This is a genomic window from Bradyrhizobium diversitatis (assembly GCF_016031635.1).
Taxonomy (GTDB): Bacteria; Pseudomonadota; Alphaproteobacteria; order Rhizobiales; family Xanthobacteraceae; genus Bradyrhizobium; species Bradyrhizobium diversitatis.
On the sequence record NZ_JACEGD010000077.1, the window covers coordinates 1 to 14,578 of the forward strand.

A 14,578-nucleotide genomic window follows, 5' to 3' on the forward strand; every position below is an offset into this window, starting at 1 on the left:
GACGTCGGCGACGAGCCCCTGATGATGGCGCGTGACGTCCCGGTCACAGTCGCGCGCGACCGACTCGACGGCGTCGCGCTGGCGAAATCGCAGGGCGCCACCGTGATCCTGATGGATGACGGTTTCCAGAATCCTGGTCTGTTCAAGGACGCGTCGCTGATCGTGATCGACAGCGAGCGCGGCCTCGGCAACGGCCAGGTGTTTCCCGCGGGCCCCCTGCGCGCGCCGTTGCAGGCGCAGCTCGCGCGCACCGACGCGCTGGTGCTGATCGGCGATGGCCGTGCCGCCAACGATGTCGCGGCCGAGCTTGCCAAGCGCGACAAGCCGGAGCTGCGGGCACGCCTGAAGCCGGCTGCGGCCTCGCTCGTGCAGCTGACCGGCAAGCGGGTCTTCGCGTTCGCCGGCATCGGCGACCCCGAGCGCTTCTTTCGCACGCTGCACGCCAGCGGCATCGCGGTCGCGCGCACGCGCGCCTTCGCCGACCACCACTCGTTTTCGGAAGGCGAGATCGCGACGCTCGCAGCGGACGCGCAGCGCGAGCAGCTCACGCTGGTGACAACAGAGAAAGACCTTGCACGCCTGCGCGGCCGCGCGGACGTGCCCGAGGGCATCGTGCCATTCGCCGTTCAGCTCGAGTTCGACGAGCCGGCAAAGCTGCGGCAATTGATCAGCGATCATCTCTACAGGGCGCGCGAGCGCAGATTTTCCAGGCGCTGATCTCGTCGGTCCCGTAGGGTGGGTTAGCTCTGCGACTGCGCGAAGCGAAGTCGCAGGGCGTAACCCACCGACTTCGTCCCGCATTCGCCGATGCATGGTGGGTTACACTGAGCAGATGCGCTTCGCACATCTGCCCAGCCAACCCACCCTACTGCACCTGCCATGCGGGAGTGATCGCCGGTCTTGGGCCGCTTCAGTTCGGCATGCCCTGACCGGTCTTGCGGTGTGCGTCCGCTCCCTCATCGTCGCCCTGCTTCGCAGGATGATGATCCGCTTCGAGAGTTTCGGAGCGTTTAGCTGCGATCAAAAGCTGTTTGCGCATCTCGGCGAGGCGGGCGCGGCAATATTCACGATAGAGCAGGTCCAATATGGCGGGCATGATCACCCCCATCGTTTGACTCTCAATTTACAGATATTCCACCGCGAGTTTTCGGGATGATCATAGCCCGCCAGATGGCTCTTCGGTATGAGCCCGTTCACAGACTGTGCCAATTCCGAAGCTTGAGCGCTGTTCGGTTTGATCTGATCGCCTGTGCGAAAAAGGAACAGCGCTGATTACCTAACATGCACTTTAGCAGCGCTCTGTTTCGCCGAGACTTCGTCAAACAACTCAAGGGCGCCGAACGGCAACGAAGAATCCACCACAGCGCGAAATGACTCGCCGTGGAGTGCACGCAACTGTTCGATGCAACTCGGAGCGGCACGGAGATCACGGCTGCGAGATCAGGCACGCAAACATCGTCGGGACGCGAAGCACTCATCCCCGTGCTGGGTCTTCTCGGTCCCGCAGGTCATTCAGGCGGCATTCATCGCAAGACTTCTATCGGTTCGGACGATCGGGAGAATGCGATGAAATTTCCGTCCGCGACTGTCGCCGCCAGCCTTGTGTGTCTGATCATTGCGCCTGTGTTTGCTGCGCAAACGACGCCGTCCGCTGCTCCAGCAGAGACGGTGCCGGTTCCCGCCACCAAACGGGTCGCGTGCCTGGCTACGACGCAAAGCCTGAAGGGGCAGGACAGGCGCGACCAGCTGCAGCTCTGCATGGCGCAGGCGCGTGTCGATTGTCTGAAGCAGGCGATCGATCAGAAAATCGTCGGAGAGGCCCGGAAGGATTTCATCAAGACCTGCGCAGGCTCGTCGGATGGCACGGCGCAGCGATAGCCGCGCGCCAAGGGCCTTACGGCTGCGGCTTGAGCGCGCCGGGGAAATGCCGCTGCAGCACCGCGACGGGTGTGGCGTAGGCCTCCTGCAGATCCACGCTCCAGTACTTCAGCTCGTCGAGCGGAATCCGCGTGTCGGTGATCGCGCAGCGCACGAAGGTCCCCGGCGAGATCACGCGGAAATCGCCGTCGAGATACTGCACCTGCGCTTCGCCATGGCCCGAGGGGCCGAACTTGTTCAGCACGGTCGAAAGTCTCCGTGGAAGGCCCCTCCCAGGAAAACCCTGGAGGGCACGATGTGTTGGCTTGGATGTAGCATAGATAGGGTGGCTTGTCCGCCCGTCAAACCCACCGGTTCGTGATGTTTTACCGCCGTTTCTGCGTGATAAGGCTTCGAGCGAAGGATCGCTGGTTCCGGCCTCTTTTCCGGCAGAGTCCGATGCGCTTTCGACTGACCGCCCTGTTCCTGGCGCTGCTGATATCGGCCGCGCATGCCGCACCGGCGCCGCAGCCCCGATCCGGTGCTGCCGCGCTATCGGGATTGGGCCGAGCGCCTGCTCAAGGCCGGCAATGCCGTGCTGCTGCCGGACAGCTACGGCTCGCGTGAGCTCGGGCCGCAATGCCGCGTCAGGGAGATGCATGTCAAAGCGCGGCGCGAGCGCGTCGCCGATATCGCGGCCTCGCGCGCCTGGCTGATGAAGCAGGCCTGGGTGGCGCACGACCGCGTCAGCCTGATCGGCTGGGCCAACGGCGCGAGCGCACTGCTCTGGGCGGTACGCCCGCAGAGCGCAGCGCGCGATCTCACTCCGGATTTCCGCGCCGCGATCGCGTTCTATCCGGATTGCCGGATCTCGGCGGGTCTGGGGTGGAGCACGCGGGTCCCGACGCTTGTGCTGATCGGCGCCGATGACGACGTGTCCTCGCCGCCGGCCTGCCGCCAGATGGTGGAGGGCGCGCGCGGCCGCAGCGCGCTCGCGCGCATCGTGGTCTATCCCGGCGCCGATCACGATTTCGACCGCGCCGGCACGCAGCTGCACGCAGCAGCCGAGCATACGGACGCCGAGGCCCGCGCGGCCTCGCAGAAGGACGTCGCGCAGTGGCTGGCGCGGTGAGGCGGATAAGCGGGCCTGCCGCGCCGTAGCTCGGTAGAGCGAAGGCGGGGCCGCCCGAGGAACAAATTGGGCGGGCAGCCCCGCATCGACCACCGCCCTGCACGGAGTATGGCCGACCGGGAATCTACGGGCCCATGCCGCGCCGGTTTCGGCTGCGACCGTGCCATCTTTCGACCACGATGACGGTTAAACCGATCTCACATGCGCAACCGCATCGTCCTTTTCGCCTCCGCCCTGATCGTCTTCACCGTCGCGATCTTCCTGTTCGAAGCCCGCGCCGGCGCGCCAATGCTGGCGCCGGAACATTGCGGCTTCTGGACCACGATCGACGCGGGATTGTCCTGCCGCTGAGAGCCGGTGTCGGTCACCAAAACCTCGACCGTCGTCCCGGCGAAGGCCGGGACCCATACCGCGTGATCTATCAATTGCGGGCGGTCGGAGTACCGAACGACGAGTCTTCGCCAAACTCCTTCCTGTGGTTAAGGGTCCCGGCCTTCGCCGGGACGACACCGAGCGAGAGGCACCATCCTCGCGCCTCAGAACAAGCTGCCCTGATCCACCTTCTTGGCCACGCGCTTCGGCGCGGGCTTGGCGTCCTGCGCGGCCGGCTTGGCTTGCACTGCCGTGCGCTTTGCGGCGGGGTCCGCGCGATCCGCATCCGCCGTCGCGCCGACGCGGCCATCGGCGAATTCGATCTCGACGCGCGCGCCGGGGCCGATCGCCTCCGCCGCATGCACGGGATGCCCCGCCTCGTCGCGCACCAGCGCAAATCCGCGCGCGAGCACGCTGCGGTAGGACAGCGCCGACAGCAGCTTGCCGCTGTTCTCGACCCTTGTGTCGAGCCGGTGCAGCAGCGTCGCGAGCGCGCGCCCCGCGCGTTCGGCCAGACGATGGGTGCGCTCGCGCTGGCGCGCGATCGCGTTGCGCTGCGCCTGTGCGTTCGAGAGCTTGGAGGCGCGCAGGCGCACCTCCAGCCCGGCGAAGCGGTCGCGCCGCCGTCGCAGCAGCGAGCGCGCGGAGAGGCCCAGCCGCTCGCCGCACACGGTGAGCCGGTGATCGGCCTGCGATATCTGCCCGTGCAGCACCCGCAGCGTCAGCTTTGAGCTGGCGGCGGTAAACCGGCGGAAATGCGCATGCGTGTTGGCCTTGAGGCAGCGGGGCAGGGCGCTGCCTGCCGAATCCAGCCGCTGCCGCGGGATCGCCAGGAGATCGCCGGCCGCCGGCAATGCGCGCGCGGCGGCGCGCAGCTCGCCGCGGCGGCTCTCCTGGGCGCGCTGCCAATAGGCGCGGGTGCGGCGGCCGAGATCGGCGACCTCGACGAACAATTCGCCGCGCACCGGCACCGCCATCTCGGCCGCCGCCGTCGGCGTCGGCGCGCGCTTGTCGGCGACGAAGTCGATCAGCGTGATGTCGGTCTCGTGCCCGACCGCGGAGATCAGCGGGATCATGCTCTCGGCTGCCGCGCGGACCACGATCTCCTCGTTGAACGACCAGAGATCCTCCAGCGAGCCGCCGCCGCGCGCGACGATCAGCACGTCGGGCCGCGGAATTTTGCCGCCCTCCGGCAGCGCGTTGAAGCCGCGGATCGCGGCCGCGACCTGCTCGGCCGAGCCGTCGCCCTGCACCTTGACCGGCCACACCAGCACGCGGCGGGGGAAGCGGTCCTCCAGCCGATGCAGGATGTCGCGGATCACGGCGCCGGTCGGCGAGGTCACGACGCCGATCACCTCCGGCAGCCAGGGCAACAGCTGCTTGCGCGCCTCGTCGAACAGGCCTTCGGCCGCGAGCTTCTTCTTGCGCTCCTCCATCAGCGCCATCAGCGCACCGATGCCCGCGGGCTCCAGCGCCTCGATCACGATCTGGTATTTCGAGGAGCCCGGATAGGTCGTGAGCTTGCCGGTGGCGATCACCTCGAGCCCCTCCTGGGGCTTGAAGCGCATGCGGCCGTGCACGCCCTTCCAGATCACCGCCTCGATCTTGGCGCTCTCGTCCTTGAGCGCGAAATAGCAATGGCCGGACGAGTGCGCGCCGCGGAACCCCGAGATCTCGCCGCGAACCCGGACATGGCCGTAGGTGTCCTCCACCGTCCGTTTCAGGGACTGCGAGAGCTCGGAGACGGTGAATTCGAACGCGTTGTTGAGTTGTTCCGCAGGCGGCATCTGGCAAACGATTCGGCGTTTTGGGGTTGAGGGCGACGTTAGGGATTTTCGCCAGCCGGCGCCAATCGATTCGACCAGCCGCGGACGCCTCGGCGGAAGCCTGCTTGACTCGCCCTATATTTCATATATGAAAGTTAAAAATCATATATGAATAAAAAGGAGGAAGCGGACCCGATGACCGTGGCCGATCCCGACGATCCAGCTCGACGCATGTTTGCGCAGTACCGGCTTAAGCCGAACAGCGGGGTCAATCCGCCCTATTCACCGGCCTATCCGGTCGAGTGGGGCTGCACCTTGCGGACCGTCGAGATCATGACCCGCGTCGCGCCGGGCAAGGTCGCCGCCCTGCTTGCCGACACGCCGTTCGAGATCGCCAGCGATCGCGTCGCCTTCCGCTTCATGCGTTCGCCCGGCCATTCCCTGGCCGTGCACACGGGCGAGATGTTCGACCTGATGATCTCCGTGCCTGTCCGCTACAAGGGACTGTTCACCGAGACGCACATCTTCATGTACTGCAGCGATCCCATGGGGATCTGCGCCGGGCGCGAGGTGTTCGGCTACACCAAGAAGGACGCCCACTACGCCTTCGACGAGCACGCCGATGGATCGATCAGCGGGTGGGTCCGGCGCCGCGGCATCCCGCTCGCCGATTTCGCCTTCACGCCGGATGCATCCGCACCCGTCGTCCGCATCGTCGATGGCGACGAACTGCCGGCCGGCGAAATCCATGTGCGTCGCCTGCCGCATCCCGAGCGCCTCGGCATCGCCTATGCGGACATCGCCTATCGGCGCACGCCGTTGAAATACTCGAAGCCGCTGCCGGGCCGTGCCGCGATGACGCTGCACGCCAGCGAGTACGATCCGATTGCCGAGCTCGAGCCGGAAATCCTCGGCGCGCATTTCATGGTGTCGGAGGTTTATGGCGGCGGATTCGAGGTCGAGGACCGGCGGCTCATCGAGCGGCTCATTCCCTGAACGACAAGATCAGCCTGCGCGCGATGTACGTGCGGGCGGCGAAGCGGGAAGAAACACGCACGAGGCAAAGGAGGGATTCGACATGGAAGGACGATTTCGGGTGAGCCGCCGCCGGCTGCTGGCCGGCGCCGGCGGATTGGCGCTGGGCATGACGGGCCTTGGTGTACGGGCGCAGGAGACGAAGCCGCTTCGCATCGGCGTGCTGACGGACATGTCCAGCCTCTATGCCGATGTCACCGGCCCGGGCTCGCTGCTCGCGGCGAAAATGGCGGTCGAGGATTTCCAGGCTTCCGGTCCGAAGATGACCCGGCCGATCGAGATCATCAGCGGCGATCACATGAACAAGGCCGATGTAGGCGCCAACATCGCGCGCGAATGGATCGATCGCCAGGGAGTCGATGTCATCGTCGACGCGCCGAATTCCGCTGTCGCCCTCGCGGTCCGCAACATCGTGCAGCAGAACAACAAGACTCTGCTGGTGTCCGGCGCCTCCTCGTCGGACCTGACCGGCAAGTCCTGCTCGCCCAATCTCGTGCACTGGACCTACGATACCTACGCGCTCTCGTCGGGTGTCGCGCGCGCCGTCGTCGAGAGCGGCGGCAAGAGCTGGTTCCTGCTCACGGCCGACTATGCCTTCGGCCATGCCATGGAAGGCGACATCAAGAACGTCGTGCAGAAATCCGGCGGCAAGGTTCTCGGCGGGGTCCGCACCCCGATCAACACGCAGGACTTCTCCTCCTTCCTGCTGCAGGCCCAGTCGTCGAAGGCGGAGATCATCGCGCTGATCAATGCCGGCGGCGACACCATCAACTCCATCAAGCAGGCGGTCGAGTTCGGCATTCCGCAAGGTGGCCAGCGCGTCGTCGCGACGGTGCTGTATCTCAGCGACGTGCATTCGCTCGGCCTGAAGATCGCGCAGGGCCTGCAGTTCACCGAATCCTTCTACTGGGATCTGAATGACGACACGCGCGGCTGGACGAAGCGGTTCGCGCCGCGCAACAACGGCCGCTATCCGACCGCGCTGCATGCGGGCGCCTATGCCACGACGCTGCACTACCTCAAGGCCGTCGACGCGCTCGGCGCCTCCAGTGACGGCAAGGCCGTGGTCGAGCAGATGAAGAAGCTGCCGACCGACGATCCCCTGTTCGGCAAGGGCAGCGTGCGCGCCGACGGTCGCAAGCTGCACAACATGTATCTGTTCGAGGTGAAAAAGCCCGAGGAATCGAAGCAGCCCTGGGATTACTACAAGCTGGTCAAGACCATTGCGCCGGCCGAGGCCTGGCGGCCTCTCGCGGAAGGCGGCTGCGAATTCCCCAAGTCGTGAGCGGCACTGACCGGCCGCCGGTCGCGCTGGTCACCGGCGGCGGCGGCGATATCGGGCGCGCCATTGCGCTCAAGCTGGCGCGGATGAGCACCGCGGTCGCGATCGTCGACCGCGACGAGGCGGCCGCACGTGCCACCGCACAACTGGTCGAGCAGGGCGGGGCGAGGGCGCTCGCCATCCGCGCCGATGTCTCGCTCGCGCCGGATACGATCGCCTTCGTCGAAGCGGTCGAAACGCGATTGGGACCGATCGGCATCTTCGCCAACAACGCCGGCATCGAGGGCGTGGTCGCTCCTCTTCACGAATATCCCGACGAAACGTTCGATCGCGTGCTGCAGGTGAACGTCAAGGGCGTGTTCCTCGGCCTCAAGCACGTGCTCGCCAGGATGATGCAGCGCGGGACCGGCGCCATCATCAACACCGCATCGACCTCGGCGATCCGGGGGCGCGCAGGCCTCGCCGGCTATGTCGCCTCCAAGCACGCCGTGCTCGGGCTGACACGCACGGCGGCGCTCGATGTCGCCGGGACCAGGATCAGGGTCAACGCCGTTCTGCCCGGACCGGTCGAGTCGCGCATGATCCGCGAATTGGAAGGCCAGGCGCGCGACGGCGGCATTGCATTGCGCCGAAGCAATGCGACGGCGCATGGCCGGCCGCAGGATGTCGCGAACGTCGTTGCTTTCCTCGCGTCCGACGAGGCCGCGCACGTGAATGGAGCGGCCTGGGTCGTGGACGGCGGGACGACGCTGGCGTGAGGTGCGCGGACGCACCACAGCACCTCCGCCTCCGGAGGATTGAAGCGGACATCTGTCGATCGGCCAGGCGTGACCGCTTGTGACCCCCAGGCGGACCTGGGCGCGGACAGACGAGTTGTGCTCAGGTGGTGCACTGGCGTTCGATGGAGCATGGGAAATGTTTGGTCAGTCTCGTGGCGTTTGGTTGAACGAGCCGAAAAAGTGGTCCGAAAAGGACAACTACCTCGGGCTGGAAACAGACCAGGCCACCGATTTCTGGCGCGAAACCCATTACGGCTTTGTCCGCGATAGCGGACACTTCCTCGCTTTTCAGGCGGGAGACGCGTTCACGGCCGAACTTCGTGTCCGAGGTCATTTCAAAGCGCTCTACGATCAAGCGGGCCTGATGGTGCGTATCGATGAACGGCGCTGGCTGAAGGCTGGAATAGAATTTTCGGACGGGCGTGCCATGCTGTCCAGCGTACTGACGGCCGGGCAATCGGACTGGGCAACAGCCCCCTATGAGCACGACCCCAGCGACTTTCGACTGCGCGTCACGATTGCGCATGGCGTCCTTCGTTTGCAGGCATCCAGCGATGGAAAGAGCATGGCCTCTGATGCGGCTTGCGCCATTCGCCAAGAGTTCCTCCTATCTTGTTGGACCGATGGCCTGCACGCCGGAGCGGTCCGGACTGGAGGTCGCTTTTTCCGATTTCCGGCTGGCACCGCCGCTTGGCAAGGAGCTTCATGATCTTGGGTGAGGAGCGCCGGCCAGGGAGGCTGACTCCGTGCTGTCCGGCCGGTATGTGTCGCGGCGCGACTAAGCGCCTCGCGGGAAGCGGGAACGATGTCCGGGCGATCTGATTGGAACGTTGGTACGCCCAACCGGGATCAGCCAGCGAGCTTCCTGGGAGGCGTCTTGATCAGGGAGGAGCCACCAATGGATGACGAACGAAAATCATCAAAGGCGGGGAAACAGGCCGCCGAAGGCTTGCGTGAAGCAACGTCCAAGGACGAAGCGAAGAACGAGAGCAAGATGGGGCACGATCTGGCCAAGGGCGCCGATCGTTTCGAAGAGCGCTCGAAAAGCTCCGATGGAAAGAGCGCAGAAGAGAAGCAGAAAGGCTGAAGGCAGCCGAGCACGACGGGTAGATCTGCCCGCGCATCGCGCGCGCGGTTTGGCTTCGGCTGAAGCGATTGCGGCGGGTTCGGTGCAACCTCTCCCGCTTGCGGGAGAGGTCGCGCAACGCGCGGGTGAGGGCTTTCTCCTCTAGGGGGCTATCCCATCGCGGAAACACCCTCTCCCCAGCCCTCTCCCGCAAGCGGGAGAGGGAGTGCACCTCCATCGTTGTAGCAATGGAGCCCGATCTCATCATGCCTAGGCAACGCCGCCGATCTTCTCGGAGACCATCCTGGCCGCGTTGCGCAGCTCGGCGGCGATGGTGCTGGCCTCATTTGCCGGGATTTGTTCCTGCTTCACCAGCGGGACGGTCATTGCGGCCACCGCGCGCCCGGAGGCCTCGATGATCGGGCAGCTATAGGCGAGGATTCGCGTATAGCCGTCGTCGTTGGAGAAGTTTCCGCCCTCCGCCGAAATGCGGTCGAGCGCCGCAAGCGCCTTCTTCGTGCTGATCCGGTCATTGGTCGCGATGACCTGCGCCAGCTCTTCGCGCCGGCCCTCGAGCTGGAAGGCCGCCAGAACCTTGGCCGATGCGTATTGCTGGGTGAGCGGAAACACCGCGCCGACCTTGACCGACCAGCCCATCAGCCATTCCGGCTCGATCCGGGCGATCACCATGAACTGCTCGCCGTGCAGCACCGTGAGATGACAGGACAGCTGCACACGGGAGGCGAGCTGCTCCATCACCGGCAGCGCCGCCTTCAGCAGCCGCTCGGTCGGCGGAAATTGCGAGGCGATCCGGAACAGCTTCAGCGTCAGCGTGTATTCGCCGGTCGCGGGGTCGCGCGCGACATACCCGCGGCGCTCCAGCGCCACCAGCATCCGGAAGATCTCGCTGACGGAGCGGCCGACGCGTTCGGCGAGTTGCTTCTGGCTGAGGCCGCGTGAAGCCCCCGCCAGCGCCTCCAGAAGGTCCAGCCCTTTTTCGAGGGCGGGCGCGCCCGGCTGCGGCTTCTCAGTCATCCTAGGCCTTGTTGGATCAGCGCTTGCGAGCACACGGGAAAATGCAACCCCCGTGTAGCCGATTGCTCGCACGGCGAAAAGTCGCTCGCCAGTAAGCGCCTGGCCGAGTTCGACGGCATCATCCGCCAGCCGCTGCGACTGAAGATCGTGGCGGCCCTCGACGCGCTGCCGGCCGCATCAGGGCTCGAATTTGCCGTCTGAAGAAACCGGCCCTACCGACGGTCATCTCGGCGCACATATCGAGACGCTGGCGCGGGCCGGTTATGTCGCGATGGACAAGGCGTTCGTGGGGAAGATGCCGCAGACCACGGTGGCCGCCACGGCCGCTGGCCACGGCGCGTTCGCGCGGCATGTGGCGACGTTGCAGGAGATCATTGCGGGGAAGCAGGTTTGGCCTCCGCCGTCATTCCGGGGCGCGCCCTCTTGGGCGCGAGCCCGGAATCCATTCCACCGCCGACGCTGCCGCTCGATGGATTCCGGGTTCGCGCTGCGCGCGCCCCGGAATGACGGCGAAAGAGCAACGACGGAATCGCGGCGACAGTGCACTAAATGGTACCAACTGATCGTCTTTGAGATAGTACACTAAACGGGGGGCAACTAATGCTTAGGCTTTAAATTTTGTGCACGGTCACCGTAACTTCTATTTCTTCGCTACGGCAGTGTTTCTTGATGCAGCAACTCCTACGACCTCTTCGATAATTTTCGCGGTGGCGAGAGCGTTTCCGTCGTTGATAGTGGCGGTCGATAGGGTAACCGTTCCGGCTGTTGGCGGCCACAAACGTTCCATTCCCTTTATCTCGAAGAGAAACGGAAAAATCGAACTGCAGGACAGAACGAAAACTCTGCCAAAGCAAATGGCGGTCGACTGCGTATTGTAGCGGCGATCATGCGAAGGCTGCTGGCTCGCGTTCAATACGTATGGAAAATGATCAAATCTTGCATTCCATTCCGTTCCTTCATAAAGCCCTATGAATATCTGCCAATTGTCTAGCGGCATCGCCGTTGCGAAAAACTGCTCGCATTCGCGAGCGGAAATTGCGGTAGTTTCCAAATGATCCTGATCACCGACGATGGTTTTCAGTGTAACCCATTTTGCAATCGCTAGTTGCTTTGCGGCGTCAAGGGGTAACGCCTTTCCGGCGATAAGCGCTGTAAGTACAGGCTGCGCTTCGTTTTCAATTCTGTTCATCCATCCGCTGTTGCACGAGCGGCACGCGCAGTTGATTTTTCGATGAATTGTTAAGCCGGTCCTGCGACGTATCTCGTAACCCGGCTGTCCCGGTCGCCCGAGTACTTGCTCGTGGCTGTTCTGTCGAAGATCAAGCTTGAGATGCTTACGCATCCATTTCGGAAAGAGATGCTCCCCGCTGGACCGCGCCGGCTTGTGTCCCGGAGCGGTCGCAAAGAGACACTGACGAGCTTGTTGTTCTTCCTCTTGCATGGCTTCGGCGTTCCTCAGTTAGGACGGTGGCTGCCAGCTCGTAGGATGGGTTGAGCGCTTGCGAAACCCATCGCTTCTCTATCCCCGTTCTCCGTAATCGCGGTCCTCGTCCGACTGATCGCCGGCCCAATCGGCCGGGTAATTGCCGAGCTTGACGTGGCGATGAAACGAGGAGGGCGCCCAGTCACGTACTCTGTCGACGAGCCCGTGCTTGACCGGATTGATGTGAACATAGTCGACATGCCGCGCGAAATCGACGTCGTCGCGAATGGTATGCTCCCAATATCTGCGTTGCCAGATGCCCCGTTCACCTTTGGCCGAGCGGCTTTGGGATATCCTCTCATTGCGCGCCAGACCGCGCGAAAAGGTGGATTTGATCAACTGCCAGCGCATTGCAAAATCGGCATCATCTTCCGGCAACGTCCACACGGTGTGAAGGTGATCAGGCAGCACTACGATGGCATCGATCGTGAACGGATGGCGTCGGTGCGTTTCGCGAAACGCCGTGCGCAACAGCCCGACATGATCTGTCAGCAACGTCAGCCGCCGCTCCGCCAGATTGACGGTGAAGAAGAAACACCCACCCGGAACGAAATTGCGGCGGTACGCGGTCATGACGCGACGTTACTACGAAACAAGTGCGATGGGTTTCGCAAGGGCTCAACCCATCCTACGGGCTGATGCGACGTAACTCGATTTCCAGACTAACTATTGGGGACGGCTAAGGCGCTCGTCTGTTAGCTGGCGTTGGCCTGCAATGCACTGATAAAGGACTAGACTTTCCGTAGCGGCCGAGAGCGGCTTGGATGTTACATTTTTCGAAGCAGGACTTTCAGAGTAGTATCGGGATTGGTCGAGGCTGTTTCATCTCTCTCGAAACCATCGATCGGCGCGAGGCCGAAGATCTGCGATGCTACTCACCTTGTTTAGTTTTCGTCCGACCTAGAGGGTCCCCAAGCATACGCCTCCTCGGGGCTGCCGAACGCTCGGATTGTAGGCTCTGAGAAACCAAGCACCTCGTAGCAGTAGTCGCTACCGACGAACAAGAAATGCCGCGGCTTACGGCCAACCGGATCGGTTTCGACATACGATTTCAGCAATGCCGATTGCCCGGCCTCCTTGATATAAACGCCTCCGTCGTAGACTTCTGTCTTACCATCACCATGATTGGCCACCGAGTATATCATTTCTTCAAAACCGGCATAAATCTCGCAGGACATTTCGATGCCATAAGCGCGAAGGCTGGGGTTGGGTGCCACGACGATCAGATAGAGCACGCCACGCCAAAGGCCTTGATCGAAAACGTAAGGTGGGCGTTCGATGCCATCGATTATCGACGGATAGGGTCGCCATCTGAGGGCGGAATCGGGAAACAAAGTAGCCTCCACTTTCACCGGGAAAGCTTGCATCGTAGTGCATTAGGAAATGTTCGCTAGGGTGGACATGGATTTAGTCGCTATGGCCTTAGTTCTTCGCCTTCGCGAGCTTCGCCGGCATCTCGGCCGGCAGTACAACATCCTTGGATGGAACGACAATGGCCTTCTCGTCTTGCTCCCTGAGTATCTTCATCAGATAGTCGTTCTTTGAGGCCTTGGAGCCGAACGCCTCTAGCGCCTCGCCAGGGCGTTGCCTGATGTAGGCTTCGACAGCTCCGATACCGGCGCGTGTGATGTATTTCCGGCCCATCTTTTTCTCGTAGACGCAGTGATGGTTGTCGCCATCGATCTTCATATGCCGCATGAGCTGCGTGACTTGCTGTGCGCTGATCTGGCCAATGCCGTAAACTTCTTTGATTATTGGTGTGAGAATCTTGGCGACCTCCGTGGGCAGGTTCTTGTCAGCTTCATCAAGCGGCGCTCGTACCACATGCTGGAGATCAACCTGACCGACCACAGTGTAGGCGGGCGCGCCTTTCTCTTCGACCAACTCGGCCTTCTTGATGAAGTTGAGGCCCTTGGCCGTCTCCGGCGACATCAGGATGCTTGGCTTCGGATCGGTGACGTCAATAACTCCGGCGCGGTCGAGACCGATCCTCTGCACGACCTGGAGCGTTTCCATCACCTTGCGCATGTTCATGGCGTCGCGCTCGACTAGCATGGTGTGCAGCTCTGGGAAGGCAATCGGCCGAGACTGACCGGCGTAACGGTAATAGATCGTGCCTTCCTGCAGGATCGTGACGTCTTTCTTCTCGCCCTTCTTCTCCACGACCTTGGTGCGCGTTTTACGGCTGATGACCGGCTTATGCTGGGAGGCGTCCACGCCGACGGCATAGAGCTTGAAATTGCCAACTTTGTATTCGCGGATGGCGAAGGGGATCTCGGGATCGAAGTCGTCCCGCAGGCGGTTCACCCAATCGGCCTCATCTACCATTTCGTTCGCGCCGACGATCGCCCGTGGCTTGTTGCTCACGCCGAAGATGATAACGCCGCCGGAAGAGTTGGCGAAGGTGGCGAGGGCCTTAGTATATTCAGAGAAATCGGCCGCGTTAAAGTCTTGCTTGAATTCGAGCCGCTTGCCTTCGCGGCTGATCACGACGCCGGTCTCAAAGTCGAACTGAACTAACTCTGCGAAATCCGCGGGTAGGGCGAACATATACGCACCGACAGCTTAAACAGACGAATCAGTCAGAAGGCACCACAACAAATATCCCAAAGACAGCCTAAAGATGAAGAGTTCGGCGGCGGCTATCCCCCCAGTGATACCTAGCCGCCCCGCCGTGTCTTGAGATGGCGAACAATATTATGATTTCGCCCCAGGCTGCCTCCGGTAGAGAGAGTTATCGGCCCCGAAATCATGGGTGTGGCCCCACTCCC

At 63.0% G+C, this 14,578-nt stretch carries 16 protein-coding genes and 2 pseudogenes; 10 read left to right on the forward strand and 8 right to left on the reverse strand.

Annotated features, from left to right (window positions below; all coding sequences use genetic code 11):
• On the forward strand, nt 1–717 hold a 717-nt coding region (lpxK, locus tag H1B27_RS38870; protein ID WP_197969668.1), incomplete at its 5' end, for a tetraacyldisaccharide 4'-kinase.
• A gap of 193 nt (nt 718–910) precedes the next feature.
• Here the strand turns inward: lpxK and H1B27_RS38875 are convergent.
• Nucleotides 911–1,108 carry a hypothetical protein gene (locus H1B27_RS38875; protein WP_061877388.1) on the reverse strand — a complete coding sequence of 66 codons (198 nt, stop codon included), beginning with the start codon at nt 1,106–1,108 and terminating at the stop codon, nt 911–913.
• 458 nt (nt 1,109–1,566) lie between these two features.
• Between H1B27_RS38875 and H1B27_RS38880 the strand changes: the two genes are divergently transcribed.
• Nucleotides 1,567–1,878: a hypothetical protein gene (locus tag H1B27_RS38880; protein WP_197969669.1), complete on the forward strand. Its 312-nt coding sequence runs from the start codon at nt 1,567–1,569 to the stop codon at nt 1,876–1,878.
• A 16-nt stretch (nt 1,879–1,894) separates the two neighbouring features.
• Here the strand turns inward: H1B27_RS38880 and H1B27_RS38885 are convergent, their stop codons facing one another.
• Nucleotides 1,895–2,122 (reverse strand): DUF2093 domain-containing protein, encoded by a 228-nt coding sequence (locus H1B27_RS38885; protein WP_028181257.1) that lies wholly within the window; start codon nt 2,120–2,122, stop codon nt 1,895–1,897.
• 246 nt (nt 2,123–2,368) lie between these two features.
• Here H1B27_RS38885 and H1B27_RS38890 point away from each other — a divergent pair, with 246 nt between their 5' ends.
• Together H1B27_RS38890 and H1B27_RS38895 are read left to right on the forward strand one after the other, a co-directional pair.
• Entirely contained in the window at nt 2,369–2,989 is a 621-nt protein-coding gene (locus H1B27_RS38890) for a dienelactone hydrolase family protein (RefSeq protein WP_311977819.1), read from the forward strand.
• A gap of 201 nt (nt 2,990–3,190) precedes the next feature.
• The gene (locus H1B27_RS38895) at nt 3,191–3,340 is read left to right on the forward strand and encodes a hypothetical protein (RefSeq protein WP_162832052.1); all 150 of its coding nucleotides are present in this window, start codon (nt 3,191–3,193) and stop codon (nt 3,338–3,340) included.
• Nucleotides 3,341–3,525: 185 nt separating this feature from the next.
• Here the strand turns inward: H1B27_RS38895 and xseA are convergent, their stop codons facing one another.
• A complete protein-coding gene (gene xseA, locus H1B27_RS38900; protein WP_197969670.1) occupies nt 3,526–5,148 on the reverse strand; it encodes an exodeoxyribonuclease VII large subunit in 1,623 nt (540 codons plus the stop codon).
• 174 nt (nt 5,149–5,322) lie between these two features.
• Here xseA and H1B27_RS38905 point away from each other — a divergent pair, with 174 nt between their 5' ends.
• The 5 genes and pseudogenes from H1B27_RS38905 to H1B27_RS38925 all read left to right on the forward strand — a co-directional run bounded on the left by H1B27_RS38905 (nt 5,323) and on the right by H1B27_RS38925 (nt 9,310).
• The gene (locus tag H1B27_RS38905; RefSeq protein WP_197969671.1) at nt 5,323–6,123 is read left to right on the forward strand and encodes an acetoacetate decarboxylase family protein; all 801 of its coding nucleotides are present in this window, start codon (nt 5,323–5,325) and stop codon (nt 6,121–6,123) included.
• A gap of 82 nt (nt 6,124–6,205) precedes the next feature.
• Complete coding sequence (locus H1B27_RS38910; protein WP_376709031.1) at nt 6,206–7,447, forward strand: ABC transporter substrate-binding protein; 1,242 nt, start codon at nt 6,206–6,208, stop codon at nt 7,445–7,447.
• Nucleotides 7,444–8,202, forward strand: coding sequence for an SDR family NAD(P)-dependent oxidoreductase (locus H1B27_RS38915; RefSeq protein ID WP_197969672.1), 759 nt, complete (start codon nt 7,444–7,446; stop codon nt 8,200–8,202). Before H1B27_RS38910 ends, H1B27_RS38915 begins: the two co-directional genes overlap by 4 nt.
• Nucleotides 8,203–8,359: 157 nt before the next feature.
• Nucleotides 8,360–8,942: pseudogene (locus H1B27_RS38920) on the forward strand (DUF1349 domain-containing protein).
• A 179-nt stretch (nt 8,943–9,121) separates the two neighbouring features.
• Nucleotides 9,122–9,310 (forward strand): hypothetical protein, encoded by a 189-nt coding sequence (locus H1B27_RS38925; protein WP_197969673.1) that lies wholly within the window; start codon nt 9,122–9,124, stop codon nt 9,308–9,310.
• Between the two features lie 249 nt (nt 9,311–9,559).
• On the opposite strand, the gene H1B27_RS38930 is transcribed toward H1B27_RS38925, so the two are convergent.
• Nucleotides 9,560–10,324 (reverse strand): IclR family transcriptional regulator, encoded by a 765-nt coding sequence (locus H1B27_RS38930; RefSeq protein WP_197969674.1) that lies wholly within the window; start codon nt 10,322–10,324, stop codon nt 9,560–9,562.
• Nucleotides 10,325–10,423: 99 nt separating this feature from the next.
• Here H1B27_RS38930 and H1B27_RS38935 point away from each other — a divergent pair.
• A pseudogene (locus H1B27_RS38935) lies at nt 10,424–10,715 on the forward strand (transcriptional regulator); the annotation flags it as partial.
• 249 nt (nt 10,716–10,964) lie between these two features.
• On the opposite strand, the gene H1B27_RS38940 reads toward H1B27_RS38935, so the two are convergent.
• The 4 genes from H1B27_RS38940 to H1B27_RS38955 all read right to left on the reverse strand — a co-directional run bounded on the left by H1B27_RS38940 (nt 10,965) and on the right by H1B27_RS38955 (nt 14,357).
• Nucleotides 10,965–11,765 (reverse strand): hypothetical protein, encoded by an 801-nt coding sequence (locus H1B27_RS38940; protein WP_197969675.1) that lies wholly within the window; start codon nt 11,763–11,765, stop codon nt 10,965–10,967.
• Between the two features lie 78 nt (nt 11,766–11,843).
• Entirely contained in the window at nt 11,844–12,380 is a 537-nt protein-coding gene (locus tag H1B27_RS38945; RefSeq protein WP_197969676.1) for an REP-associated tyrosine transposase, read from the reverse strand.
• Nucleotides 12,381–12,691: 311 nt separating this feature from the next.
• On the reverse strand, nt 12,692–13,141 hold the full coding sequence (locus H1B27_RS38950) for a hypothetical protein (RefSeq protein ID WP_197969677.1): 450 nt from the start codon (nt 13,139–13,141) through the stop codon (nt 12,692–12,694).
• 88 nt (nt 13,142–13,229) lie between these two features.
• On the reverse strand, nt 13,230–14,357 hold the full coding sequence (locus H1B27_RS38955; RefSeq protein ID WP_197969678.1) for an AlbA family DNA-binding domain-containing protein: 1,128 nt from the start codon (nt 14,355–14,357) through the stop codon (nt 13,230–13,232).
• Between the last annotated feature and the right edge of the window lie 221 nt (nt 14,358–14,578).